The 22805-nt window shown below is 72.9% G+C and carries 17 protein-coding genes; 13 read left to right on the top strand and 4 right to left on the bottom strand.

Annotated features, from left to right (window positions below):
- Nucleotides 1–124: 124 nt before the first annotated feature.
- From ACMCNK_RS15550 to gatA, 9 genes are all read left to right on the top strand, one after another.
- The gene (locus ACMCNK_RS15550; RefSeq protein WP_412737120.1) at nucleotides 125–904 is read left to right on the top strand and encodes an electron transfer flavoprotein subunit beta/FixA family protein; all 780 of its coding nucleotides are present in this window, start codon (nucleotides 125–127) and stop codon (nucleotides 902–904) included.
- 13 nt (nucleotides 905–917) lie between these two features.
- Nucleotides 918–1877 (top strand): electron transfer flavoprotein subunit alpha/FixB family protein, encoded by a 960-nt coding sequence (locus ACMCNK_RS15545; protein WP_412737119.1) that lies wholly within the window; start codon nucleotides 918–920, stop codon nucleotides 1875–1877.
- A 161-nt stretch (nucleotides 1878–2038) separates the two neighbouring features.
- On the top strand, nucleotides 2039–3214 hold the full coding sequence (locus ACMCNK_RS15540; protein ID WP_412737118.1) for a cysteine desulfurase family protein: 1176 nt from the start codon (nucleotides 2039–2041) through the stop codon (nucleotides 3212–3214).
- A 63-nt stretch (nucleotides 3215–3277) separates the two neighbouring features.
- The gene (gene mnmA / locus ACMCNK_RS15535; protein WP_412737117.1) at nucleotides 3278–4402 is read left to right on the top strand and encodes a tRNA 2-thiouridine(34) synthase MnmA; all 1125 of its coding nucleotides are present in this window, start codon (nucleotides 3278–3280) and stop codon (nucleotides 4400–4402) included.
- Nucleotides 4395–5390 (top strand): methionine synthase, encoded by a 996-nt coding sequence (locus tag ACMCNK_RS15530; protein ID WP_412737116.1) that lies wholly within the window; start codon nucleotides 4395–4397, stop codon nucleotides 5388–5390. Before mnmA ends, ACMCNK_RS15530 begins: the two co-directional genes overlap by 8 nt.
- 146 nt (nucleotides 5391–5536) lie before the next feature.
- Nucleotides 5537–7690, top strand: a complete 2154-nt coding sequence (gene ligA / locus ACMCNK_RS15525; RefSeq protein WP_412740870.1) for an NAD-dependent DNA ligase LigA — start codon at nucleotides 5537–5539, stop codon at nucleotides 7688–7690.
- Between the two features lie 127 nt (nucleotides 7691–7817).
- Nucleotides 7818–9971, top strand: coding sequence for a putative bifunctional diguanylate cyclase/phosphodiesterase (locus ACMCNK_RS15520; RefSeq protein WP_412737115.1), 2154 nt, complete (start codon nucleotides 7818–7820; stop codon nucleotides 9969–9971).
- Nucleotides 9972–10093: 122 nt separating this feature from the next.
- Nucleotides 10094–10393: an Asp-tRNA(Asn)/Glu-tRNA(Gln) amidotransferase subunit GatC gene (gene gatC / locus ACMCNK_RS15515; RefSeq protein ID WP_412737114.1), complete on the top strand. Its 300-nt coding sequence runs from the start codon at nucleotides 10094–10096 to the stop codon at nucleotides 10391–10393.
- A 22-nt stretch (nucleotides 10394–10415) separates the two neighbouring features.
- On the top strand, nucleotides 10416–11873 hold the full coding sequence (gatA, locus tag ACMCNK_RS15510; protein ID WP_412740869.1) for an Asp-tRNA(Asn)/Glu-tRNA(Gln) amidotransferase subunit GatA: 1458 nt from the start codon (nucleotides 10416–10418) through the stop codon (nucleotides 11871–11873).
- 36 nt (nucleotides 11874–11909) lie between these two features.
- Here the strand turns inward: gatA and ACMCNK_RS15505 are convergent, their stop codons facing one another.
- Entirely contained in the window at nucleotides 11910–13364 is a 1455-nt protein-coding gene (locus tag ACMCNK_RS15505; RefSeq protein WP_412737113.1) for a M1 family metallopeptidase, read from the bottom strand.
- A gap of 126 nt (nucleotides 13365–13490) precedes the next feature.
- Between ACMCNK_RS15505 and gatB the strand changes: the two genes are divergently transcribed.
- Nucleotides 13491–14993: an Asp-tRNA(Asn)/Glu-tRNA(Gln) amidotransferase subunit GatB gene (gatB, locus tag ACMCNK_RS15500; RefSeq protein ID WP_412737112.1), complete on the top strand. Its 1503-nt coding sequence runs from the start codon at nucleotides 13491–13493 to the stop codon at nucleotides 14991–14993.
- A 33-nt stretch (nucleotides 14994–15026) separates the two neighbouring features.
- On the opposite strand, the gene ACMCNK_RS15495 is transcribed toward gatB, so the two are convergent.
- The 3 genes from ACMCNK_RS15495 to ACMCNK_RS15485 all read right to left on the bottom strand — a co-directional run bounded on the left by ACMCNK_RS15495 (nucleotide 15027) and on the right by ACMCNK_RS15485 (nucleotide 18328).
- Nucleotides 15027–16637, bottom strand: a complete 1611-nt coding sequence (locus ACMCNK_RS15495; protein ID WP_412737111.1) for a metallophosphoesterase family protein — start codon at nucleotides 16635–16637, stop codon at nucleotides 15027–15029.
- Between the two features lie 49 nt (nucleotides 16638–16686).
- Complete coding sequence (locus tag ACMCNK_RS15490) at nucleotides 16687–17802, bottom strand: PQQ-dependent sugar dehydrogenase (protein ID WP_412740868.1); 1116 nt, start codon at nucleotides 17800–17802, stop codon at nucleotides 16687–16689.
- Between the two features lie 142 nt (nucleotides 17803–17944).
- Entirely contained in the window at nucleotides 17945–18328 is a 384-nt protein-coding gene (locus tag ACMCNK_RS15485) for a PH domain-containing protein (protein ID WP_412737110.1), read from the bottom strand.
- A gap of 160 nt (nucleotides 18329–18488) precedes the next feature.
- Here ACMCNK_RS15485 and ACMCNK_RS15480 point away from each other — a divergent pair, with 160 nt between their 5' ends.
- From ACMCNK_RS15480 to ACMCNK_RS15470, 3 genes are all read left to right on the top strand, one after another.
- On the top strand, nucleotides 18489–19571 hold the full coding sequence (locus ACMCNK_RS15480; RefSeq protein WP_412737109.1) for a WD40/YVTN/BNR-like repeat-containing protein: 1083 nt from the start codon (nucleotides 18489–18491) through the stop codon (nucleotides 19569–19571).
- Entirely contained in the window at nucleotides 19571–19903 is a 333-nt protein-coding gene (locus ACMCNK_RS15475) for a MoaD/ThiS family protein (protein WP_412737108.1), read from the top strand. Before ACMCNK_RS15480 ends, ACMCNK_RS15475 begins: the two co-directional genes overlap by 1 nt.
- Nucleotides 19904–20129: 226 nt before the next feature.
- On the top strand, nucleotides 20130–22790 hold the full coding sequence (locus tag ACMCNK_RS15470) for a putative bifunctional diguanylate cyclase/phosphodiesterase (protein ID WP_412737107.1): 2661 nt from the start codon (nucleotides 20130–20132) through the stop codon (nucleotides 22788–22790).
- The last annotated feature ends 15 nt before the right edge of the window (nucleotides 22791–22805 follow it).

Here is a 22805-nt window from a genome sequence, read left to right as displayed (position 1 = left end):
CGGCGGTCCGGGGCCGTGAGGTGAGTCACGCTCGGTGGCGGGGACCGGTTAGCTACTGACGGGTAACCTTTCCGGGGTGACACGTGGCCGTGGGCGTTCGTAAACAGGAGGTCGTCGAAGCGCGATGAACATCGTCGTACTGGTCAAGCAGGTACCCGACTCCGGTGCCGAGCGCACCCTGAGCCCGGGCGACAACACCGTCGAGCGAGCCTCGGCTAGCAACGTCATCAACGAGATGGACGAGTACGCCATCGAAGAGGCGCTCAAGCTCAAGGAGGCGCACGGCGGCGAGGTGACCATCCTGACGATGGGTCCCGCGGGCGCCACCGAGTCCATCCGCAAGGCCCTGTCCATGGGTCCGGACAAGGCCGTTCACGTGCAGGACGACGCGCTGCACGGCTCCTGCGCGGTGGCCACCAGCAAGGTGCTCGCCGCCGCTCTCGGCACGCTCAACGCCGACCTGGTGCTCTGCGGCGCCGAGTCGACCGACGGCCGCGTCCAGGTCATGCCGCACATGCTGGCCGAGCGCCTCGGCATCGCCGCACTGACCGGCGCCCGCAAGCTCACCGTGGACGGTGCCAACCTCACCATCGAGCGGCAGACCGACGAGGGCTACGAGGTCGTCACCGCGGCCACCCCGGCCGTGGTCAGCGTGTGGGACACCATCAACGAGCCGCGCTACCCGTCCTTCAAGGGCATCATGGCCGCCAAGAAGAAGCCGGTGCAGGCCCTCGCGCTCGGCGACCTGGGCGTCAGCGCCGGCGAGGTCGGCTCCGCCGGGGCGACCAGCGCCGTGGTCGAGTTCTCGAAGCGCCCGGCGCGGTCCGCCGGCACCAAGATCACCGACGAGGGTACGGGCGGCACGCAGTTCGTCGAGTTCCTCGCCACCGAGAAGTTCGTCTGAGGGGGAGGCCCACATGGCTGAAGTACTGGTCGTCGTCGAGGCCTCGCAGGCAGCCGGCGTCAAGAAGGTCACGCTCGAGATGCTGACCATCGCCCGCGACCTGGGCGAGGTGTCCGCGGTCGTGCTCGGCGGTGCCGGCGCGGCCGCCCAGTTCGCCGACAAGCTCGGCGAGTTCGGCGCCGCGAAGATCTACGCGGCCGAGGGCGAGGAGGTCGACGGTTACCTCGTCGCTCCGAAGGCCACGGTCGTGGCCGAGCTGGTCAAGCGGGTGCAGCCCGCGGCCGTTCTGCTCGCCTCCACCCAGGAGGGCAAGGAGATCGCCGGCCGGCTCGCGGTCAAGCTCGACAACGGGCTGCTCACCGACGCGGTCGCGGTCGACGCCGACGGCACCGCCACCCAGGTGGTCTTCGCCGGTTCCGCGATCGTCAAGTCCAAGGTCACCAAGGGTCTGCCGATCGTCACGGTCCGGCCGAACTCGGTGACCCCGTCGCCCGCCGCCGCCACCCCGGCGGTCGAGCAGCTCACGGTCACCTCGACGGACGCGGACAAGCTGGCCAAGGTCGTGCAGCGGGTCGCCGAGCAGAAGGGCTCGCGCCCCGAGCTGACCGAGGCGTCCGTGGTCGTCTCGGGTGGCCGCGGCGTCGGCAACGCGGAGAACTTCGCCCTGGTCGAGGAGCTCGCCGACCTGCTCGGCGGCGCGGTCGGCGCGTCCCGTGCCGCGGTCGACTCCGGCTTCTACCCGCACCAGTTCCAGGTCGGGCAGACCGGCAAGACCGTGTCGCCGCAGCTCTACGTCGCGCTCGGCATCTCCGGTGCCATTCAGCACCGGGCCGGCATGCAGACCAGCAAGACGATCGTCGCGATCAACAAGGACCCCGAGGCGCCGATCTTCGAGCTGGCCGACTTCGGTGTCGTGGGCGACCTGTTCAAGGTCGTGCCGCAGGCTGCCGAGGAGATCCGCAAGCGCAAGTGACACCGGCACTGTCACGACCCGGCCCCGGCGGAGCGATCTCCGCCGGGGCCGGGCGCTTATGTGGCCTGAGCAGGCCCGACAGCCTGCACGAACGCGCGTGGTGGCGGGGCGGCGACCGCCGTCCGGGGCGTATCGACCGCGGGGGCATAAGCTTTCCGGTGATGGCCTACCTGGATCACGCGGCGACCACGCCGATGCTTCCCGAGGCGCTCGACGCGTACGTCGCGGCGGCCGGGCAGCTCGGCAACCCGTCGTCCCTGCACGCTGCCGGGCGTACCGCGCGCCGGCTGGTCGAGGAGTCCCGCGAGCGCATCGCCGCGGTGCTCGGCGCCCGCCCGTCCGAGGTGATCTTCACCAGCGGCGGGACCGAGAGCGACAACCTCGGCACCAAAGGGATCTACTGGGCGCGCCGGGCCGCGGACCCGGGCCGGACCCGGGTCGCCGCGTCGGCGGTCGAGCACCACGCGGTCCTGGACTCGGTCGACTGGCTGGGCACGCACGAGGGGGCCGACGTCGACTGGCTGCCGGTCGACTCGTCCGGCCGGGTCGCCCCCGCCGCCCTCGCCGAGCTGCTCGACGAGCGCGGCGACGACGTCGCGGTGGTCAGTGTCCAGTGGGCCAACAACGAGGTCGGCACGATCCAACCCATCCACGAGCTGGCCGCGCTGGCCGCCGAGACCGGCGTGCCGCTGCACACCGACGCGGTGCAGGCGGTCGGCCAGGTGCCGGTCGACTTCGCCGCCAGCGGGGTGGCCGCGCTCACGGTGACCGGCCACAAACTGGGCGGCCCGGTGGGGGTCGGCGCGCTGCTGCTGGGCCGCGACGTCGCCTGCACCCCGCTGCTGCACGGCGGCGGCCAGGAGCGCGACGTGCGCTCCGGCACGCTGGACACCCCCGGCGTGGTGGCGTTCGCGGTGGCGGTCGAGGCCGCGGTCAAGCGCCAGCCCGAGTACGCGGCCTCGGTCGCGGCGCTGCGCGACGACCTGGTCTCCCGGGTACGCGCCGCGGTTCCGGACGCGGTCTACAACGGGGCGCCCGGCGACCGGCTGGCCGGCAACGCCCACTTCTCGTTCCCCGGCTGCGAGGGCGACGCCCTGTTGCTGTTGCTCGACGCGCAGGGCATCGCCTGCTCCACCGGTTCGGCCTGCTCCGCCGGGGTCGCCCAGCCCTCGCACGTGCTGCTGGCCATGGGCGCGAACGACGACCGGGCCCGCTCCTCATTGCGTTTCACCCTGGGCCACTCCAGCACCCCGGACGACGTCGACGCCCTGCTGGCGGCGCTGCCGGGTGCGGTGGAGCGGGCCCGCCGCGCCGCCGCCTGGAAAACCCCCCGCTGACCGCCCGCCCCTACCGCCCCGGTGCCTTCGATCGCTGCACCCGTGGGCGGATAGGCTGGAGGAATGCGAGTGCTGGCGGCGATGTCGGGCGGGGTGGACTCCGCCGTGGCCGCGGCGCGCGCCAAGGACGCCGGGTACGACGTGACCGGGGTGCACCTGGCCCTGGCCCGCAACCCGCAGACGTACCGCACCGGGGCGCGCGGCTGCTGCACGCTGGAGGACTCGCGGGACGCCCGCCGGGCCGCCGACGTGATCGGCATCCCGTTCTACGTGTGGGACATGGCCGAGCAGTTCCACACCGAGGTGGTGGACGACTTCGTCGCCGAGTACGCGGCCGGCCGTACCCCGAATCCGTGCCTGCGCTGCAACGAGAAGATCAAGTTCGCTGCGGTGCTGGACCGGGCCGTGGCCCTGGGGTTCGACGCCGTGGTCACGGGACACCACGCGCGGCTCGGCGCGGACGGGCTGCTGCGCCGCAGCGTCGACCTCGCCAAGGACCAGTCGTACGTGCTGGCCGTGCTGACCCGCGCCCAGCTGGACCGCGCAATCTTCCCGCTGGGCGACTCGACCAAGTCGCAGGTCCGCGTGGAGGCGGCCGAGCGCGGACTGGCCGTGGCCGACAAGCCGGACTCGAACGACATCTGCTTCATCGCCGACGGTGACACCCGCGGCTTCCTGGCCCGCCAGCTCGGCGAGGAGCCGGGCGACATCGTCGACGCCCACACCGGCGCGGTCCTGGGCCGCCATCGCGGCGCCTACGCCTACACGGTCGGCCAGCGCAAGGGCCTGGACCTGCGGGTGCCCGCCCCGGACGGCCGCCCCCGGTACGTGCTGTCGATCACCCCGAAGACCAACACCGTGACCGTGGGGCCGCGCGAGGATCTGGCCGTCGACACGGTCACCGCCGCCCGGCCGATCTGGCACGGCGCGGCCACCCCGGTGGCGTGCGAGGTGCAGCTCCGCGCGCACGGGGAGGTCGTCGCGGCGGAGGTAACCGTCGCGGGGGACACGGTGACCGCCCGGCTGCGCGAGCCCGCCCGTGGTGTCGCGGCCGGGCAGGCGATCGTCGCGTACCGGCCCGATCCGGGGGGTGACGTCGTGCTCGGCTCGGCCACGATCACGGCGGGTCTGCCGTCCGCCGCCGCATCGGTGGCGTCGACCGGCTCTGAGGCTCCCGCCGGTGCCTGATTTCCCCTGGCCCGCCGGTGCCGCCACCGGGCTCGGCTCGCTGCCCGGCACGGACATCGCCGAGGCGCAGCGGTTGGTCCTCGGCGAACTGCCGGACCTGCCGCACCTGGCGGAGCTGCCGGAACGCGGGCCCGGCGCGGACATCATCGGCCGCGGCGCCGGCCTGCTCGTCGACCTGCCCGTGCAGCTCTACGCCGGGCAGTGGCAGGTCGCCCGGCGGCCCGGTGCGGACCTGCGCCGCGCCGCCGACTTCTGGGAACGTGACCTGGACCAGGTCACCGAGCAGTGCGACGGGTACGCCGGGGTGCTGAAACTGCAGGCGGCCGGGCCGTGGACGCTGGCCGGGAGCATCGACCTGCCGATCGGCGGGCGAGTGCTGCGTGACCGCGGAGCCGTCCGTGACCTCACCGACTCGCTCGCCGAAGGGCTGCGGCGCCACGTCGCCGAGGTCCGCAAACGGGTGCCGCGCGCGTCGGTGCTGCTCCAGCTCGACGAGCCGATGCTGCCCGCGGTCGTGGCCGGGCGGGTGCGGACCGAGAGCGGGCTGAGCGCGTACCCCGCGGTGGAGCACGCCGACGCGGCGGCTGCCGTGCGGGCCGTGGTGGAGGCGGCCGGCGCGCCCGTGGTGGTGCACTGCTGCGCGGCCGACGTGCCGCTGGACGTCGTCCGCGACGCCAACGCCGCTGGTGTCGCGCTCGACCTGTCCCTGCTGTCCGATCTCGACCCGCTCGGCGAGGCCCTCGACGCGGGCTTGGGCCTGTTCGCGGGCGCGGTCGCCACCCGGCCCTCGGGCGGGCGGGCGCCCACGTCCGTCCAGGTGGCCGACCGGGTCCGTACGTTGTGGACCCGCCTCGGGTTCCCGGTCGGACGCCTCGCCGCGCAGGTCGTGGTCACCCCGGCGTGCGGCCTGGCGGGCGCGCCGGACCGGTACGTCCGGGCGGTGCTCGCGGCCTGCCGGGACGCGGGTCGCCGGCTGGCCGAGGTCTGAGGATCCGCGGTGACGGCGGGCCGCAAACTGTCGTAGGGGCCGACTAACGTGCTGGTGGAAGCACGGAAGACGGAGGGTTTGCGGTGGCCAGGAGTTCGAAGGGCTCGTCGAAGGAGTCGACGGCGGAGGCCGCGGTCGCCGCGGAGATCGCGGCGGGCCACCCGACCGCGGCGCAGGTGGCGGCGGCCGGTGCCGAGCCGCCGCCGCAGGCCAGCGCCCGGCATGCCGAGCTGAGCGACGAGCTCCGCGGCCATCAGTACCGCTACTACGTGCTCGACTCCCCGACGATCTCCGACGCCGAGTTCGACACGTTGCTGCGCGAGCTGGAGGCGCTGGAGGGGCAGTATCCGGCGCTGCGCACCCCCGACTCCCCGACGCAGAACGTCGGCGGCACGTTCTCCACCCAGTTCACCCCGGTCGAGCACGCCGAGCGGATGATGTCGCTGGACAACGTGTTCGACTCCGCCGAGCTGGCCGCGTGGGCTGAGCGCACGGTGCGCGACGCGGGCGGCCCGGTCGACTTCCTCTGCGAGCTGAAGGTGGACGGCCTGGCCATCAACCTGACGTACGAGAAGGGGCGGCTGGTGCGCGGGGCGACCCGGGGCGACGGCCGCACCGGCGAGGACGTGACGTCGAACGTGCGCACGATCCGCGAGATCCCGGAGCGGCTGGCCGGGGAGAACCCGCCGGAGCTGCTGGAGGTGCGCGGCGAGATCTACTTCCCCGCCTCGGCGTTCGCCGATCTCAACGCGTCGCTGGTGGAGCAGGGCAAAGCGCCGTTCGCCAACCCGCGCAACGCGGCGGCCGGCAGCCTGCGGCAGAAGGACCCGCGGATCACCGCATCGCGTGGCCTGCGCATGGTGGTGCACGGCATCGGCGCCCGCACCGGTTTCCGGCCGACCTCCCAGTCCCACGCGTACGAGCAGCTCAAGGCGTGGGGGCTGCCGACCAGTGACCGGTGGAAACTCGTCGGCGACATGGCCGGAGTGGGCGAGTTCATCGACTACTACGCCGAGCACCGGCACGACGTCGAGCACGAGATCGACGGGGTGGTCGTCAAGGTCGACTCGGTGGCCATCCAGGGCAGGCTCGGTTCGACCAGTCGCGCGCCTCGCTGGGCGATCGCGTTCAAGTACCCGCCGGAGGAGGTCACCACCAAGCTGCTCGACGTTGACGTGAATGTCGGGCGTACCGGGCGGGTCACGCCGTTCGCGGTGCTGGAGCCGGTGCGGGTCGCGGGTTCCACGGTCGCGCTGGCCACTCTGCACAACGCCCGGGAGGTCGAGCGCAAGGGCGTGTGGATCGGCGACACGGTCGTGCTGCGCAAGGCGGGGGACGTGATTCCCGAGGTGCTCGGCCCGGTGATGGATCTGCGTCCCGCGGATGCCCGCCGGTTCGTCATGCCGACGCAGTGCCCGGCGTGCGGCACCGGGCTGGCGCCGGCCAAGGAGAGCGACGTCGACATCCGCTGCCCGAACACCCGGTCCTGTCCCGCGCAGTTGCGCGAGCGGGTCTTCCACCTCGCCGGGCGCGGCGCGTTCGACATCGAGGTGCTGGGTTACAAGGCCGGTCAGGCGCTGCTGGACTCGGGCATCATCACGGACGAGGGCGACCTGTTCGCGATCACGTCCGATCAGTTGGCGGGCGCGCCGTTCTTCGTCAACAAGGACGGCACGCTGGGCAGCAACGCGGTGAAGCTGCTGGACAATCTGGCCGAGGCGAAGAGCCGGCCGCTGTGGCGGGTGCTGGTCGCCCTGTCGATCCGGCACGTCGGCCCGACCGCGGCGCAGGCTCTGGCCCGGCAGTTCGGCTCGATGGAGGCGATCGAGGCCGCCGTGGGCGAGGAGCGGGTCGAGGAACTGTCCTCGGTGGACGGGGTCGGCCCGACGATCGCCGAGAGCCTGCGCGAGTGGTTCACGGTCGACTGGCACCGCGACATCGTGCGCAAGTGGCACGAGGCCGGGGTGCAGATGGCCGACGAGCGTGGCGAGGAGGGCCCGCGCCCGCTGGAGGGCCTGACCGTGGTGGTCACGGGCACCCTGGCCGGTCACTCGCGGGATCAGGCGACCGAGGCGGTCACGTCGCGCGGCGGCAAGGTCAGCGGCTCGGTGTCGAAGAAGACCGCGTTCGTCGTGGTCGGCGACAACCCGGGCAGCAAGTACGACAAGGCGCTCACGCTCAAGGTGCCGGTGCTGGACGAGGCCGGTTTTGCGGTGCTGCTGGCCGACGGGCCGGACGCGGCGCGCCAGGTCGCCGAGATGGCCCCTCCGGATGACAAGGAAGCAGACCCTATCGGGTGAAATATGCGGGCTTCCGCCGAAGCTCACGCATGCGGGTTTGGTAGCGACGAGTCTGTTTCGCGTCGTTTTGTCCATGCGGATCTATGGTGAGGGGGATCGGTCGGTCCGACACCATCGGGGAGGTCGCATGGGTGCCGCACAGCCGCGTCGCGCCACGGCGGGCAGCCTGCTCCCCGAGGCGTTCTTCCCCGAAACGGGCGTGGAACCGGGCTGGCCCGCGGCGCCCGCCTGGCGCGGCATCCTTCTGACGGCCACCGGCGCGGCCGTGGTCGACGTGGCCGTGTGGGCTGCCGCCGAGGACACGTTCGCCGCGCTGCCGCCCGCGTACTGGGCGATGGCCGTACTCGCCGTCGCGGTCGACGCGCGTCCGTACGTCCTGGCGAACCGGCGCGCCAGCTCCGTCGTCCTGCCGTCCATCTGCTTCACGTTCGCGATCGCCCTGGCTTGGGGGTTCGTGCCCGCGCTGGCGGCCCAGATCGCGGCCGTGACGGTCGCCGGGGCCCGGATGCGCCGTCCCGCCCGGCGTGTCCCGCACCTGGCCGTGCAGCACGCCGGGGCGCTCGCCGCGGCGTCGCTGGTGGCCGCCGTGACCGGACTGCGCCTCGGGCCCGCACCGCACTGGGACGACGCGGCGCTGACGGTCGCCGCGGCGGCCGCGTGGATCGGCGCCCGGTACGGCCTGGCCGCGCTCACCGCCCGCTGGCGCTCCGACGGCCGCCGCCCACCGCACCTGCCGCGCCGCAACGTCGAACTGTTCGCGACCGCCGCGTTGCTGCTGCTCGGACCGGTGGTGCTCGCCGCCGCCCAGGTCGGGCTGGTCCTCGTGCCACTGGTCCTGCTCGCCCTGCACGCGGTGCACCGGATGGTCCGCTCCGCGGGCGAGTACGAGCGCGCCGCCCGCGTCGACCCGCTCACCGGCCTGCCCAACCGCCGGGTGCTGCAGGCCGCGGTCGCCGACCACCAGGGCGGCGCCCGGCAACCGGCGCCGCCGCTCGCCCTGCTGCTGCTGGACCTGGACCGGTTCCGCAACGTCAACGACGCGCTGGGCCACCCGCTGGGGGATCGGCTGCTCGCCGCGGTGGCGCACCGGCTCGCCGCCGCCGTCCCCGCACACGACCTGCTGGTCCGGCTCGGCGGCGACGAGTTCGCGGTGCTCGCCACGCGCGTCGACGGGCCCGCCGCGGCGCGGGCCGTCGCGGGACACCTCGCCGAGGTCCTGCATCGGCCGTTCCATCTGGACGGCCTGGCGGTCGACGTCAGCGCCACGATCGGCATCGCCATGCAGGCCCTCGCGCCGCCCGGCTCCGCCCGCGGCGGGTCCGGCGACGCCGCGACGCTGCTGCGCCAGGCCGAGGCTGCGATGTACGACGCCAAGCAGCGCGGCGACCAGATGGTGGTGTACGGCCCCGACGCGGCCCACCACTCACCGGAGCGGCTCACCCTCCTGGCCGACCTGCGGTGCGCGCTGCACGGGCACCCCAGCGTGCTCGACGTGCTCCCGTCGTCGCGCGGGGAGGAGCCCGGCCCCCGCGACGACGGCATCCAGCTCTTCTACCAGCCGCAGATCGCGATCGCGTCCGGCGAGGTCGTCGGCGTCGAGGCCCTGCTGCGCTGGCAGCATCCGCAGCGCGGGCTGGTCGGCGCCGAGGAACTGATCCGGGTCGCCGAGCAGACCCCGGTGATGCGGCTGCTCACCGCGCGGGTGCTGCACGAGGTGATCGCGCAGCTCGCGGCGTGGCAGGTGGCGGGCCGCCCGGTCCGGGCCGCGGTCAACGTCAGCGTGCGCGACCTGCACAGCACCGAGATCGCCGAGCGGGTCGACACCCTGCTGCGCCGGTACGGCGTACCGGCGCGGCTGCTGCAGCTGGAGATCACGGAGAGCGCGCTGATGGCGGACCCGCACCGGGTCCTCACCACCATCACACGGCTGGACCGGATGGGCGTGGCCATCTCCCTGGACGACTTCGGCACGGGGTACTCGTCGCTGCAGCATCTGCGCCGGTTGCCGCTGTCCGAGGTGAAGATTGACCGGTCGTTCGTGCTGGGCATGGTGGCCGACCGGGGCGACGCCGCCATCGTCCGCTCGGTGATCGACCTGGCGGAGGCGTTGCGTCTGCGGGTGGTCGCCGAGGGTGTCGAGGACGAGGGCACCTGGCGGGCGTTGGCGCAGGTGGGCTGCCACGCCGCGCAGGGCTGGTTCCATGCCCGCCCGATGCCCGCGGAGGACCTGCTCGGCTGGCTCGCCCGGTACCGGCCGCTGCGCCCGGTCCCGACCACGTGATCCGCCGCCGGTGACTCGCGAATCGGGAGTCGGCGGTTGGCCCGGCACCCGGGCGAAATAGACTCGCTCGGGTCAGCGGCGACGCCGATGATCGCCGTACCGACGGATCAGCAGGGGGCCCGATGACCGCCATCTCCCGCGAAGAGGTCGCGCATCTCGCGCGCCTGTCGCGGCTCGCCGTGACCGAGCAGGAACTGGACCAGTTCGCGGGCCAGCTCGACGTGATCCTGCAGTCGGTCGCCCGGGTCGGTGAGGTCGCCGCCGAGGACATCCCGCCGACCTCGCACTCCGTGCCGCTGACCAACGTGTACCGCGACGACGTCGAGCAGCCGTGCCTGACGCAGGCCGACGCGCTCTCCGGCGCGCCGGACTCCGCCGAGGGCCGGTTCCGCGTGCCCCGCATCCTGGACGAGGAGGACTGAAGCCGTGAGTGACGTCACGCGGATGACCGCGACCGAGGTCGCGGCGCTCATCTCCGGCGGCGAGGCCTCCGCGGTGGAGGTCGCCACCGCCCACCTGGACCGCATCGACGCGGTCGACCCGCGGGTGCACGCGTTCCTGCACGTCGACCGCGAGGGCGCGCTGGCGGCCGCGCGGGCGGTGGACGAGCGGCGCGCCGCCGGGCAGGAGCTGGGGCCGCTGGCCGGGGTGCCGGTCGCGGTCAAGGACATCGTGGCGACCCGCGGGGTCCCCACCACCGCCGCGTCGAAGATCCTCGAGGGCTGGCGGCCACCCTACGACGCGACCATCGTCGAGCGGCTCCGTGCCGCCGGCACGGTCATGCTCGGCAAGACCAACATGGACGAGTTCGCGATGGGCTCGTCCACCGAGTACTCCGCCTACGGGCCGACGAACAACCCGTGGGACCTCGGGCGCATCCCCGGTGGCTCCGGCGGCGGCAGCGCTGCGGCCCTGGCCGCGTACGAGGCGCCGCTGGCCATCGGCACGGACACCGGCGGTTCCATCCGCCAGCCCGGCGCGGTGACCGGCACGGTCGGCGCCAAACCGACGTACGGGGGCACCTCCCGTCACGGCCTCATCGCGTTCTCGTCCTCGCTGGACACCCCCGGCCCGTGCGCGCGGACCGTGGAGGACGCCGCGCTGCTGCACGCCGTGATCGCCGGGCACGACCCGCGCGACTCCACGTCCATCCCGCAGCCCGTCCCGGACGTGGTGGCCGCCGCCCGGCATGGCGCCACGGGCGACCTCAGCGGGGTCCGGCTGGGTCTGGTCACGGAGTTCTCCGGGGAGGGCGCGGAGCCCGGCGTGGCGGCCGCGTTCCGCGACGCGGTGGAGAAGCTGGTCAAGCTCGGCGCCGAGGTCGTCGAGGTGTCCTGCCCGCACTTCCAGTACGCACTGCCCGCGTACTACCTGATCGCGCCGAGCGAGTGCTCGTCCAACCTGGCCCGCTTCGACGGCGTCCGGTACGGCCTGCGGGTCGGCGACGACGGCAACCGCTCGCTGGAGGAGGTCATGTCGCTGACCCGGGAGGCCGGGTTCGGCCCCGAGGTCAAGCGCCGCATCATCCTCGGCACGTACGCGCTGTCCAGCGGCTACTACGACGCGTACTACGGGCAGGCGCAGAAGGTCCGTACGCTGATCACGCGCGACTTCACGTCCGCGTTCGAGCGGGTCGACGCGCTGATCTCGCCGACCACGCCGTTCGTGGCGTTCCCGTTCGGCTCGCGTACCTCGGACCCGTACCAGATGTATCTGGCGGACCTGTTCACCATCCCCACCAACCTGTACGGCGGCCCGGCCATCTCCGTGCCGTGCGGCCTGTCCGAGGGCCTGCCGGTCGGTTTCCAGGTGATGGCCCCGACGATGGCCGACGACCGGATGTACCGGGTGGCCGCGGCGCTGGAGTCCGCGGTCGGCACGCTCACCCCGCCCGCGCTGTGATGCCCGGTGGCCCGGGGTTCCGGGCCACCGGCCGGCTCACTTCGGGGTGGACCTCGAGTCCAGCCAGGCGTCGATCAGCTTGGTGAAGTCCCGCCCGGTCTGCTTGTTGACGAACGCGGTGAAGGACGCGCGCGTCTGCTGCGTGTTCTTCTGCGTCTGCACCCATGCGGTCGCCAGCGCGAAGAACTTCCGGTCGCCGAGCGCGTCGTGCAGTTGCTTGAGCATCGCCGCGGGGCAGACGTAGACGTTGCTCTCGGCGAAGTTCGCCGCCTTCGGGTGCGCGGGCGGCCCCAGCTTCGCGCGCAGCTCGGCGTCGCGTTCGCGCAGGAAACTCTCCAGCTCGTCGTCGGAGAACTTGTGCACCGACTGCGAGTACAGGAACTGCGCGTACATCGCCCAGCCCTCGTTGAGCCACAGATCGTTCCAGTTGGTCGGGGTGACCGAGTCGCCGAACCACTGGTGCGCGTACTCGTGCAGCAGGTCCTCCTCGAACGCCGCCGCGTCCAGCTTCTTGATCTTTCCGCCCATGGTGATCATCTGCTGGGTCTCCATGCCGGAGGCCGAGTCGACCACCACGATGCCGCCGGTGGGGAACGGGTACGGCCCGAACCGCTTCTCCAGGAACGACAGGAAGCCCGGCGACTTCTTCAGCGACGGCACCAGCTTGTCGTCGGTGCCGGGGCGGTACCAGTACGTCAGCGGGATGCCGTGCGGCCCGTTCGCGGTGACCGTCCGGTACCGGCTCACCGCGAGCGTCTGCAGGTACGTCGCGACCGGATCGGTGCTGCGGTACCGGAACGTGGTGCCGGTGTGCCCGGCCGGGGTCCCGGCGGCGACCGCCGACCAGCCGACCGGCACGGTCACCGCGATGTCGTACAGCGCCTCGTCCGACGGCTGGTCGTTGGCCGGATACCAGGTGTACGCCCCGTACGGCTCCTGCATGGTCCACAGCGAGTGGTCCTTGGTGACGGTCAGCCCGAGCGGCTCGGTGTCCGTACGGTGCGACGGCATCGGGGTGGTGCTGGGCGCACCGTGATACGCCACCACCAGCGTGACCGGCTTGTCCTTGGTCACCGCGATCGGGACGGTCAGCTTCTCCGCGGCGACCGCCGCCCCCGTGACCGCCACGCCGTCCACGGTCACCCGGTCCAGCCGGTACGGCTTGAAGTCGAGTTTGATCTCCCGCGCGTCCGAGACCGGCCGGATGCGCAGCGTGGCGGTGCCGGTGAGCGTCCCGGTGACCGGCTGCCAGGCCAGGTCGAGGCCGTAGTGCAGCACGTCCAGCGCGGGATTGCCGAGCCTGGGGTAGAGCGGGTCGGCGACCGGCGCCGACGTGCCTGCCCGCCACTGTGCGTAGTCGATCGCGGGTGCGGCGGCCGCGGCCGCGGGCCCTCCCGCCGCGGGCTGGGCCACGGCGGGCTTCATCTTCTCGGTGCATCCGGCGATCAGTACGGTCGCGGCCAGTGCGGCCACCAGACGGGTACGGCACATGGCCCGGAACCGTACCGGACCGATCGCTGCCCGCGGGGCAACGCAGGGTCAGCGGAAAATCCGTCGGTACGGCCCACTAGGCTGGAGGCCGTCAGTCGCCGGGTCCAAGTCCTGGGAGCTCACCGCATGACCACCATCGCGCTGCCCTCGTTCTCCGATGCCCTCGGCCGGTACGAGCCGGTCATCGGCCTGGAGACCCACGTCGAGCTGGGCACCCGGACGAAGATGTTCTGCGGCTGCCCCACGACCTTCGGCGCGGAGCCCAACACCCAGGTCTGCCCGGTCTGCCTGGCCCTGCCCGGCGCCCTGCCGGTCGCCAACCGGCTCGGCATCGAGGCCACGATCCGCATCGGCCTCGCGCTGAACTGCTCGATCGCCACCTGGTGCCGGATGGCCCGGAAGAACTACTTCTACCCCGACATGCCGAAGAACTTCCAGACCAGCCAGTACGACGAGCCCCTGTGCACGGACGGCTGGGTCGACGTGGAGATCGACGGCGAGACGGTGCGCATCGGCATCGAGCGGGTCCACCTGGAGGAGGACACCGGCAAGACGCTGCACGTCGGCGGCGCCACCGGGCGCATCCACGGGGCCACCGAGTCGCTGGTCGACTACAACCGGGCCGGCATCCCGCTGGTGGAGATCGTCACCAAGCCGGTGCCGGGGATCGGCGCCAGGGCGCCCGAGGTGGCCCGGGCGTACGTGACGGAGCTGCGCGACATCATCCGTTCGCTGGGCGTCTCGGATGTGCGCATGGAGCAGGGCTCGCTGCGCTGCGACGTGAACACCTCGCTGAACCGCCCCGGCGAGGAGTGGGGCACGCGTACCGAGACCAAGAACGTCAACTCGCTGCGCTCGGTGGAGCGGGCCGTCCGGTCGGAGATCATCCGTCAGGCCGGGGTGCTCGACAGCGGCGGCACGATCACCCAGGAGACGCGGCACTTCCACGAGGACACCGGCGACACCACGTCCGGCCGCTCCAAGGAGACCGCGACCGACTACCGGTACTTCCCCGAGCCCGACCTGGTGCCGATCGCGCCCGACCCGGCCTGGGTCGCAGAGCTGAAGGCCGCCCTGCCGGAGAAGCCCAGCGTCCGGCGCGCCCGGCTGCGCGAGGACTGGGGCATCGCCGAGCTGGAGATGCAGGCCGTGGTCAACGCGGGAGCGGTGGACCTGATCGCGGAGACCATCGCGGCCGGGGCCACCCCCGCGGGCGCCCGCAAGTGGTGGATGGGTGAGCTGGCCCGCCGGGCGAACGAGACCGGTGTCGAGCTGTCCGCGGTCGGGGCCACCCCGGCGCAGGTGGCGCAGCTGCAGGCGCTGGTGGACGACGGCAAGCTCAACGACAAGCTGGCTCGTACGGTGCTGGAAGGGGTCGTGGCGGGCGAGGGTGACCCCGCCGCGGTCATGACCGCCCGCGGCCTCGAGGTGGTGTCCGACACCGGCGCGCTGACCGCCGCGGTGGACGAGGCCATCGCCGCGAACCCGGACGTCGCCGCCAAGATCCGCGACGGCAAGGTGGCCGCGGCGGGCGCGCTGGTCGGCGCGGTCATGAAGACGACCCGCGGCCAGGCCGACGCCAAGACCGTGCGGGAGCTGATCCTGGCCCGCCTCGGCGTCGAGGGCTGAGCCGCCGCCCCTCCGCCGTGAGGCCCGCCGCGATCAGCGCGGGGACGTGCTGACCGCCGGGCTGGTCGCGCGGCCGATCGTCGAGCTCGTGGTGGGCTGCGGGCCGCCGATGACGTTGCGCTGCACGGTCACGTTGGACTGGCCGGTGCCGCCGAGCTGGATGTCGTCGTACGCCTTCAGGTCGTGGTGCTCGTCGAAGTAGAGCACCGACAGGGTCAGCGGGGTCGGCTGCTCGTGCTCCAGCCCGCGCAGCCCGGCGCCACCGGTGGAGCCCTGCACCATCAGCCGCGTCGGCACCGGCGCCTGTGTCGCGGCGGCTGAGGCGCTCGGTGGTGCCGACGCGCCGATCGTCGCCGCGGCGGTCGGCGCAGGGGTCGGCGCGGGCAGCATGCTCACCTGGCGCTGGTGCTTGTGCCCGGCCAGGACCAGCGGCACGACGCCGGACAGCGGCGGCGCCATCGCCGGGTCGTGTACGAGTGCGACGTTCACCTTCGTCTCGGAGCCCCGGATCGTGGTGGCCAGCCGGTCACCGCTGACCAGCAACGGCGACTGGGTGGAGCCGTCGGCTGCGGGCGGGGTCTCGGACTTGTCCGGGGTGAACTCGGGGTCGCCGATGCCGGCGATGGTCACGCCGTCCACCGTGATGATCGAGTTGTCCAGCACCTTCGCGTTGTGCTGCCGGGCCACCGCCGCCTGGATCGCGGTCGAGTCGTGGTTGCCCCGCACGTAGATGTACGGCACGCCGATCTGCCCGATCGCCGACACGTACGACGTCTCCGGGCTGCTGCCCCAGTCGACGATGTCGCCGGTGTCGATCACCGCGTCGATGTTCCACTGCTTGACCACGGTGCGGATCAGGCCCCACGACGACGGGTTCAGGTGCAGGTCGGAGACGTGCAGGATGCGCGTCGTGTTCGCCTCCGGGGCGTACACCGGCAGGCTGGAGACCGTGGTGTAGATGCGGCTGACGTTGCTGACGAGTTGCTGGAGCTGGTCGGCGTACCGGCCGTAGTTGTCCGCGATGCGCCGCGCGTCACCCACCACCGCCGGCGCGTTGACCAGCAGTCCCTCGTAGCGGGGTTCGGCGATCGAGTCCCGGCGGACCGTGCCGATCGCCAGGCCGAGACTGCCACCGGTCACCGCGAGGGCGGTGACCCCCGCCCACGCGATCCGGCGGAAGTCGCGGAAGATCACGGCGGCGAGCAGCATCGCCCCGGCCAGGGCGGCGCCCAGCGCCCGCAACCCCAGGCGCAGGACACCCGCGGTCACCTCGTCCACCGCGCGCTTGCCGGTCACGGTGAGGGCGGTCGGGTCGTCGATGAGGGCCTCGGTGCGGTTCTGATCCAGCGAGCCGAGGTTGACCTTGAGATGGATGGGGCCGTCGTGGCTGTCGAGATGCAGCGACCCCAGAGGCGGGATGTCGATCTCCGTGCCGCCCGTGAACGAGGGACTGATCGACATCTCCGCCCGGAACGGGCCCACGTCGATGTGCGTCTGCGCGAGCAGCATCGTGCCGACGGTGGCGCCGACCAGGGCGACCAGGACCACCCCGGCACCGATCCGGACACGCCGGCCCCACACGGTGCCCAGCACGCGCGAGGTGGCGGACCGGACAGACCGCGAGAGGTCTCGGAGGGAGGTCATTTACGGCTCACCGTGTCCCGGGGGGTCGCGTACCAAACAGTCGTCACGGTTAACTTCGACCAGCGCCGCCGTCGGCAAAGACAAGCCGGATGATGCGGTCGTCGTCCGGGCCCGGGTCGCCGCCGTCCTCCTGGTTCGAGGTGGCGACCCACAGCGACCCGTCCGGGGCGGCGGTCAGGGCGCGCAGGCGGCCGTACGCACCCGTGAGCAGGGCCTGCGGCTGCCCGAGCAGGGTGCCGTTGCCGGTCGTGTCGACCAGCCAGAGGCGCTTACCGAGCAGGCACGCCGAGGCGATCATGTGCTCCAGGACCGCCACGCCCGCGCAGTTCGACTCCGCGACCGGCCAGCTCACCAGCGGGTCGGCGTACGCCGGGTCGGAGGCACTGCCCTCGACCTTGCCCCACCCGTAGTTCTTGCCCTTCTGGATCAGGTTGAGCTCGCCGTACGTCTTCTGGCCGGACTCGCTGGCGTACAGCCGCTTGCCGGAATCCCAGGCCAGGCCCCGCACGTTGCGGTGACCGGACGACCAGACCAGGGAGTCCTTCGCCGGGTTGCCCGGGGCGGGCCTGCCGTCCGTCGTGATCCGCAGGATCTTGCCGCCGAGACTCTTCGGATCCTGCGCCTGGCGGCCGGGGGTGGCGTCGCCGGTGCCCACATACAGGAAGCCGTCGGGGCCGAACGCGATCTGGCCGCCGTTGTCGTCCGGCGAGCGGGGGATGCCGGTGAGGATCGGCTGCGGCTTGCCGCCGAGGGTCAGCTTCGCGACCCGGTTGTCCGTGGCCGTCGTGTAGTACACGAACACCGTCTTGTCCGCCTTGTACTGCGGGGAGACCGCGATGCCGAGCAGGCCGGCGTCGCCGCCCGGCTCGACCTCGGACAGCCGTTGCACCTCGGTCACCTTGAGCCCGTCGGCATCCGTGTCCGGGCCGACGCGCAGGATGCGGGCGGTGTCCCGCTCCGTCACCAGGGCCGCGCCGTCGGGCAGGAACGCCATGCCCCACGGGACCTCCAGGTTCTTGGCCAGCACGGTGACCGCGACCTCCTGGCCGCCCCCCGGGTCACTGCTGGCCGGGGCTGACGGTGGCGGCAGGTTGGGCGGCCGGCCGGCCTCGTCGGGGTCCGGCGGCCCGAAGCTGCACGCGGCTGCGAGGACCAGCACGGCCATCAGGGCCGTCGGCGCGGCACCGGCCCGCCGGGCGGCTGAACGTCGGTGGTGCGGGATCACGCAAGCTCCTCGTCCACCAGACCAGGGTAGCGGCGGACCCTGACACCTCCGTCGCCCCGATCCGGCCGCGGACCGCCGCCGGTCACTCGGATTTCGGCGGGGCGCTGATCTCGTGCCCGGCGGCGGCCACGACCGCGGGCAGGTCGGTCCGGTTGACACCGGTCAGGCGAATCGCCGTGCCGTCGGCGAGCCGGGCGGAGACCCGGCCGCGCGCGTCCGGGACGAGCTCGGTGACCTGGTCCCACGGCACGGTGACCGCGCCGAGCAAAGCGCGCACGCGCAGCCGGTCGGGGTAGACGTCCGTTCCGGCCCGCCAGGCCCACACCACCACCGCGAGCGGGACCAGCAGCAGGGGTGCCAGCAGCCACCGGGCGCCCGCCAGCGGGACGGTGCCCACGAACGCGATCACCGCGGCGACCACCAGCGCACCGGGTTTACGCACACGCAGCACGGGCTTGGAGCTCACGGAGTCATCCTCGCATCCTCGTGAAGTGCGGAATTGTCGGAGGGCCCGCGCATACTGTCGCAGTTCGGGTAAGTGTGAAGCAGCTCACCCCGGTGCCGGCGCCCGAGCCGCTGCCGGATTCGGCAACGTCAGGACAGCACAGACAAAGAGGTGTGTGCAGATGACCACAATGCTCGCCATCGGGACGCTCAAGGGCCTGTTCCTCGCCACCAGCGACGACCGCCGGCGCTGGCGGGTCGGCCCGGCGCACTTCTTCGGCCAGGCCATCTATGCGGTCAGCATCGACCGCCGACCCGCCACCGCGCGCCTGCTCGTCGGGGTCGACAACTCACACTTCGGCCCGAGCGTCGTGATCAGCGACGACCTCGGCGAGACGTGGCAGGAGCCGGACACCGCCCCGCTGGCCTTCCCGGCCGACACGGAGGTCGCCGTCGAGCGGATCTGGCAGATCGCCCCGGCCGGCCCGGCCGAGCCCGGGGTCGTGTATGCGGGCACCCAGCCGTCCGCGCTGTTCCGTTCCACCGACGGCGGCCAAACGTACGAGCTGGTGCGCCCGTTGTGGGACCACCCGCACCGGCCGCAGTGGGGCGCGGGCTTCGGGGGGCAGGCGATCCACACGATCCTGCCGCACCCGACCGACCCGCAGCGGGTGCTGATCGCGATGAGCACCGGCGGGGTGTACCGCTCCGCCGACGGGGGCGCCTCCTGGTCGGCGTCCAACTCGGGTATCAAGGCGTACTTCTTCCCCGACCCGTGGCCCGAGTTCGGCCAGTGCGTGCACAAGGTGGCGCGCGACGCTGCCGACCCCGACCGTCTGTACGCGCAGAACCATCACGGCGTGTACCGCTCCACCGACGACGGGGCGAGCTGGCAGTCCATCGCGGACACTCTGCCGTCCGACTTCGGCTTCCCCATCGTGGCGCACCCCAGTCGCCCCGAGGTGGCGTGGAACTTCCCGCTCACCAGCGACCGGGAGCGGCATCCGGTCGACCTGCGCTGCCGGGTCTTCCGTACGACCGACGCGGGCGACACGTGGCAGCCGTTCGAGCGGGGCCTGCCGGAGGGCCCGTTCTACCCGGTCGTGCTGCGCGACGCGATGAGCGTCGACGACGGCGACCCCGCGGGCGTCTACTTCGGCACCCGGTCCGGCGAGGTCTTCGCGAGCCCGGATGAGGGCGAGAGCTGGTCGTCGGTCGCCTCCCACCTGCCGGACGTGCTCTGCGTGCGGGCGGTGACGATCTGATGCCGACCGTGCGGGTGCCCGGGGTCCTGCGGGCGGACGCCGGCGGTGCCGCCCATCTCGACGTGGCCGCCGACGGCTCGCTGCGCGCGGTCCTGGACGAGCTCGACGCGCGCTGGCCCCGGCTGGCGCGCCGCGTCCGCGACGAGAGCGGCGCCCTGCGCCGCTACGTCAACGTCTACGTGGACGGCGAGGACTGCCGCCGTTCCGGCGGCCTGGACACCCCGGTGCCGCCCGGTGCGGAGATCCAGATCCTCCCCTCCGTGGCCGGTGGTGCGGGCGTTGCGGCACGGATCGTCCGCACGGACGAGGTAACACGCCGGTCGGTGCATTGACCACGGTTGGTCCATAGTCGACTATCCGAACATGCGCAGGATTTCTACCGGCCCGTAACCCGAACGGCGGGCCGCTCGTTGCCGAGTGTGAGGCGCAGTGGCTGCGCCGGAGCGACCCGCCGACCCCCTCCGATCCGACCGCAGAGGATCCGCCGTCGTGGCAGTGCCGCCCCCCGCACGCGCCCGTCCCGGGAGCCTTTCCTGGGCCAGGCCCGCCGTTGTGCCCGTGGCGGGTGCGCTGGTCGTACTGTCCAGTGTGGTCGGTGCCCTGTCGCCGCCGGTGGCGCTGGCGCTCGGCGCGGGCGGTGTCGCCCTGTGGGCCACGGCGATGCTGGTGCGCGCTGCGCTGGCCATCCACCATGACACGGGCACGTACGCGGCCTGCCGGGGCGCGGGTTTCATCGGCATGGGTGCGCTCGCGACCGGTGTGACCGTGATACTGCTCGCGTTCGGCCCGCCCGCCCCCGGCGTGACGAGCGCGTCCGCCCTGGCCCTGCCCGGCCTCGACATCACGGGCGTGAGCGCGGCGGGCGTGGATGCGACGGGATGGAGTTCGCCCGGCTGGGCCGCGACCGGGCTCGGTACGACCGGCCTGGGCCTGGCCGCCCTGTTCTTCGTGCTGGGCGTGATGCTGCTGCCCGGCGGGGCCACCACCTGGTCGGTCCGGTTGCGCAGGGCCTTCGAGGGGCTGGGCCTGGGCATCAGTCTCGGCTTCGCCGCCTGGCTGATTCCGCCCACCAGCGGGGCGCCCGCGGCCACGGTGCCGGCCACCCTGATCACCACGGCCGGCGTCGCCATGATCGTGGTGGTGGTGTTGCGGGCCGGGGCGCACCGCCGCGCGGCCCTGCGCTGCGGGGCCGGCGCGATCCTCGTGCTCACGGCGCTGTGCGGCGTGGTCAACCTCCGTTCCTTCGGGCTGACCGCAGCGGCCCTGCCGCTGCTCGGCCTGTTCCTCATCGCCGGCCTGGGCCTGGTGGCCGATGGCGGTGCCCGGCGCAGCGAGGCCGCCCCGCCGGCCGAACCGCGCGAGCCCGAGCAGTATCTCTCCGGGTACCCGCTGCTCGCCGTGCCCGCCGGGGTGGGGGTGGTGGCCGCGCTGTACCACCTGCTCACGGTCGGCCACTTCGACACGATCGCGGTCCTGCTGGGTATTGCCATGGTGGCGGTGCTGACCGCCCGCGAGGTGCTGGTGGTCAGCGACATCCGGCGGTATGCGGGCCAGCTCAGGACTAAGGAGGCTCATTTCCGTTCCCTGGTCGCGGGCGCCACCGATCTCACGCTGGTGCTCGACGAGCGCCTGCTGATCCGGTGGCAGTCGCCCGCGGCGGCGCGGCTGTTCGGGCTTTCCGACGCCGAGGTGGTGGGCCGCCGGTTCAGCGATCTGATCCACGCCGACGACGTCGCCGATGCGCACTCGGTCATCGGTTCCGTGCTGGCCGGCGAGCATGCGGATGCGCCGCCGGCGCTGGTGAACGCGCGGCTGCGCGACGGCCACGGGATGTGGCGCGACACCGAGTCCACGGTCGCGGATCAGCGCGGCGTGCCGGAGGTGGCGGCGCTGGTGGTGCACGTCCGCGACGTCGGTGAACGCCGCCACCTGGAGCGCACGCTGCACCGGCTGTCCTACACCGATCAACTCACCGGGCTGGCGAACCGGCGGGCGCTGATGCGCGACCTGCTCGAGTTCCGGCGCCGTCCCGGCCGGCACGGCACACTGGTCGTCATCGACCTGCACGGGCTCGCCGAAATCAACGATGCGCGGGGCCGGGAGACCGGCGACGCCGTGCTCATCGAGGTCGGGCGGCGGATCCGCGGACTGCTCGGCGATGCGGATGTCCCGGCTCGGCTCGGCGGCGACGAGTTCGCGGTGCTCACCCCGGATGGCGCGGTCCTGGCGTACGCGCTGGCGTCGCGGCTCGTCACGCTGCTCATGGAGCCGTTTCAGCTGCCCGGGTCGATCGTGGAGCTGCACACAAGTGTGGGGCTGGCCGAGCTGGCCGGAGGCGCCGACTCGGAGGAGGTGCTGCGCCACGCCGATCTCGCCCGTAAGCGTTCCCGCCAGCTCGGCCAGGACCGGGTCGAGTGGTACGACACCGACGTCGAGATCCAGATGCACCGCCGCATGGAGCTGGAACGTGAACTGCTCGGCGCGGCCGACCGGGGCGAGCTGGACGTGGTGTACCAGCCCGCGGTGAGCCTGCGCGACGGGCAGCCGGCCGGGGTCGAGGCGCTGCTGCGCTGGCGGCACCCCAGGCTGGGCACGATCCTGCCGGCCGAGCTGTTGCCGATCGCCCGTGCGGTGGGGATCGCGGCCGAGCTCGACGAGTGGGTGCTGGACGCGGCGTGCGGTCACCTGGCGACGTGGGCCGCGGCCGGCGACGACTGCTGGCTGTCGGTGAACGTGGCGCCACGCGAGCTGCTCACCGCCCGGTTCCCGGAGCGTGTCGAGTCCACTCTGGAACGGTACGACCTCCCTCCGGAACGGCTGGTCGTCGAGGTGGCGGAGACCTGGATCGCGGAGGACGTGCCGGCCATCGTGGCGTCCCTGACCGGGCTGCGGCGTCTCGGCGTACGGGCCGCGCTGGACGACTTCGGCGGGGGCCAGGCGTCGCTCGCCCACTTGCGCCGGCTGCCGGTCGACATGCTGAAGCTGGACCGCGCGCTGCTGAGCCCGACGGACGGGCCCCCCACGGGCCCCGCGGTTCTGGACGTGGTGGTCAGTCTCGGGCGCCGGCTCGGCCTGGAGATCGTGGCCAAGGGCCTGGAGACCCGGGAGCACGTCGAGCGGGCCCGCCACGCGGGCTGCCACTACGGGCAGGGGTTCGCGGTGGCCCGTCCGGCCCCGGCGGAACGCATGGAGGCGTACCTGGAGACGCACCGCACCTGAGCGCGTGCGGTCCGC

Source organism: Krasilnikovia sp. MM14-A1259, from assembly GCF_047159535.1.
GTDB lineage: Bacteria > Actinomycetota > Actinomycetes > Mycobacteriales > Micromonosporaceae > Actinoplanes.
Note: the sequence above shows the minus strand (reverse complement) of the source record. Positions and strands in the feature narration are given on the sequence as shown.

Coding starts and splice junctions, on each gene's coding strand:
- ACMCNK_RS15550 (WP_412737120.1), top strand. CDS start 125: ATGAACATCGTCGTACTGGTCAAGCAGGTACCCGACTCCGGTGCCGAG.
- ACMCNK_RS15545 (WP_412737119.1), top strand. CDS start 918: ATGGCTGAAGTACTGGTCGTCGTCGAGGCCTCGCAGGCAGCCGGCGTC.
- ACMCNK_RS15540 (WP_412737118.1), top strand. CDS start 2,039: ATGGCCTACCTGGATCACGCGGCGACCACGCCGATGCTTCCCGAGGCG.
- mnmA (WP_412737117.1), top strand. CDS start 3,278: ATGCGAGTGCTGGCGGCGATGTCGGGCGGGGTGGACTCCGCCGTGGCC.
- ACMCNK_RS15520 (WP_412737115.1), top strand. CDS start 7,818: ATGGGTGCCGCACAGCCGCGTCGCGCCACGGCGGGCAGCCTGCTCCCC.
- gatC (WP_412737114.1), top strand. CDS start 10,094: ATGACCGCCATCTCCCGCGAAGAGGTCGCGCATCTCGCGCGCCTGTCG.
- gatA (WP_412740869.1), top strand. CDS start 10,416: ATGACCGCGACCGAGGTCGCGGCGCTCATCTCCGGCGGCGAGGCCTCC.
- ACMCNK_RS15505 (WP_412737113.1), bottom strand. CDS start 13,364: ATGTGCCGTACCCGTCTGGTGGCCGCACTGGCCGCGACCGTACTGATC.
- gatB (WP_412737112.1), top strand. CDS start 13,491: ATGACCACCATCGCGCTGCCCTCGTTCTCCGATGCCCTCGGCCGGTAC.
- ACMCNK_RS15495 (WP_412737111.1), bottom strand. CDS start 16,637: ATGACCTCCCTCCGAGACCTCTCGCGGTCTGTCCGGTCCGCCACCTCG.
- ACMCNK_RS15490 (WP_412740868.1), bottom strand. CDS start 17,802: ATGGCCGTGCTGGTCCTCGCAGCCGCGTGCAGCTTCGGGCCGCCGGAC.
- ACMCNK_RS15480 (WP_412737109.1), top strand. CDS start 18,489: ATGACCACAATGCTCGCCATCGGGACGCTCAAGGGCCTGTTCCTCGCC.
- ACMCNK_RS15475 (WP_412737108.1), top strand. CDS start 19,571: ATGCCGACCGTGCGGGTGCCCGGGGTCCTGCGGGCGGACGCCGGCGGT.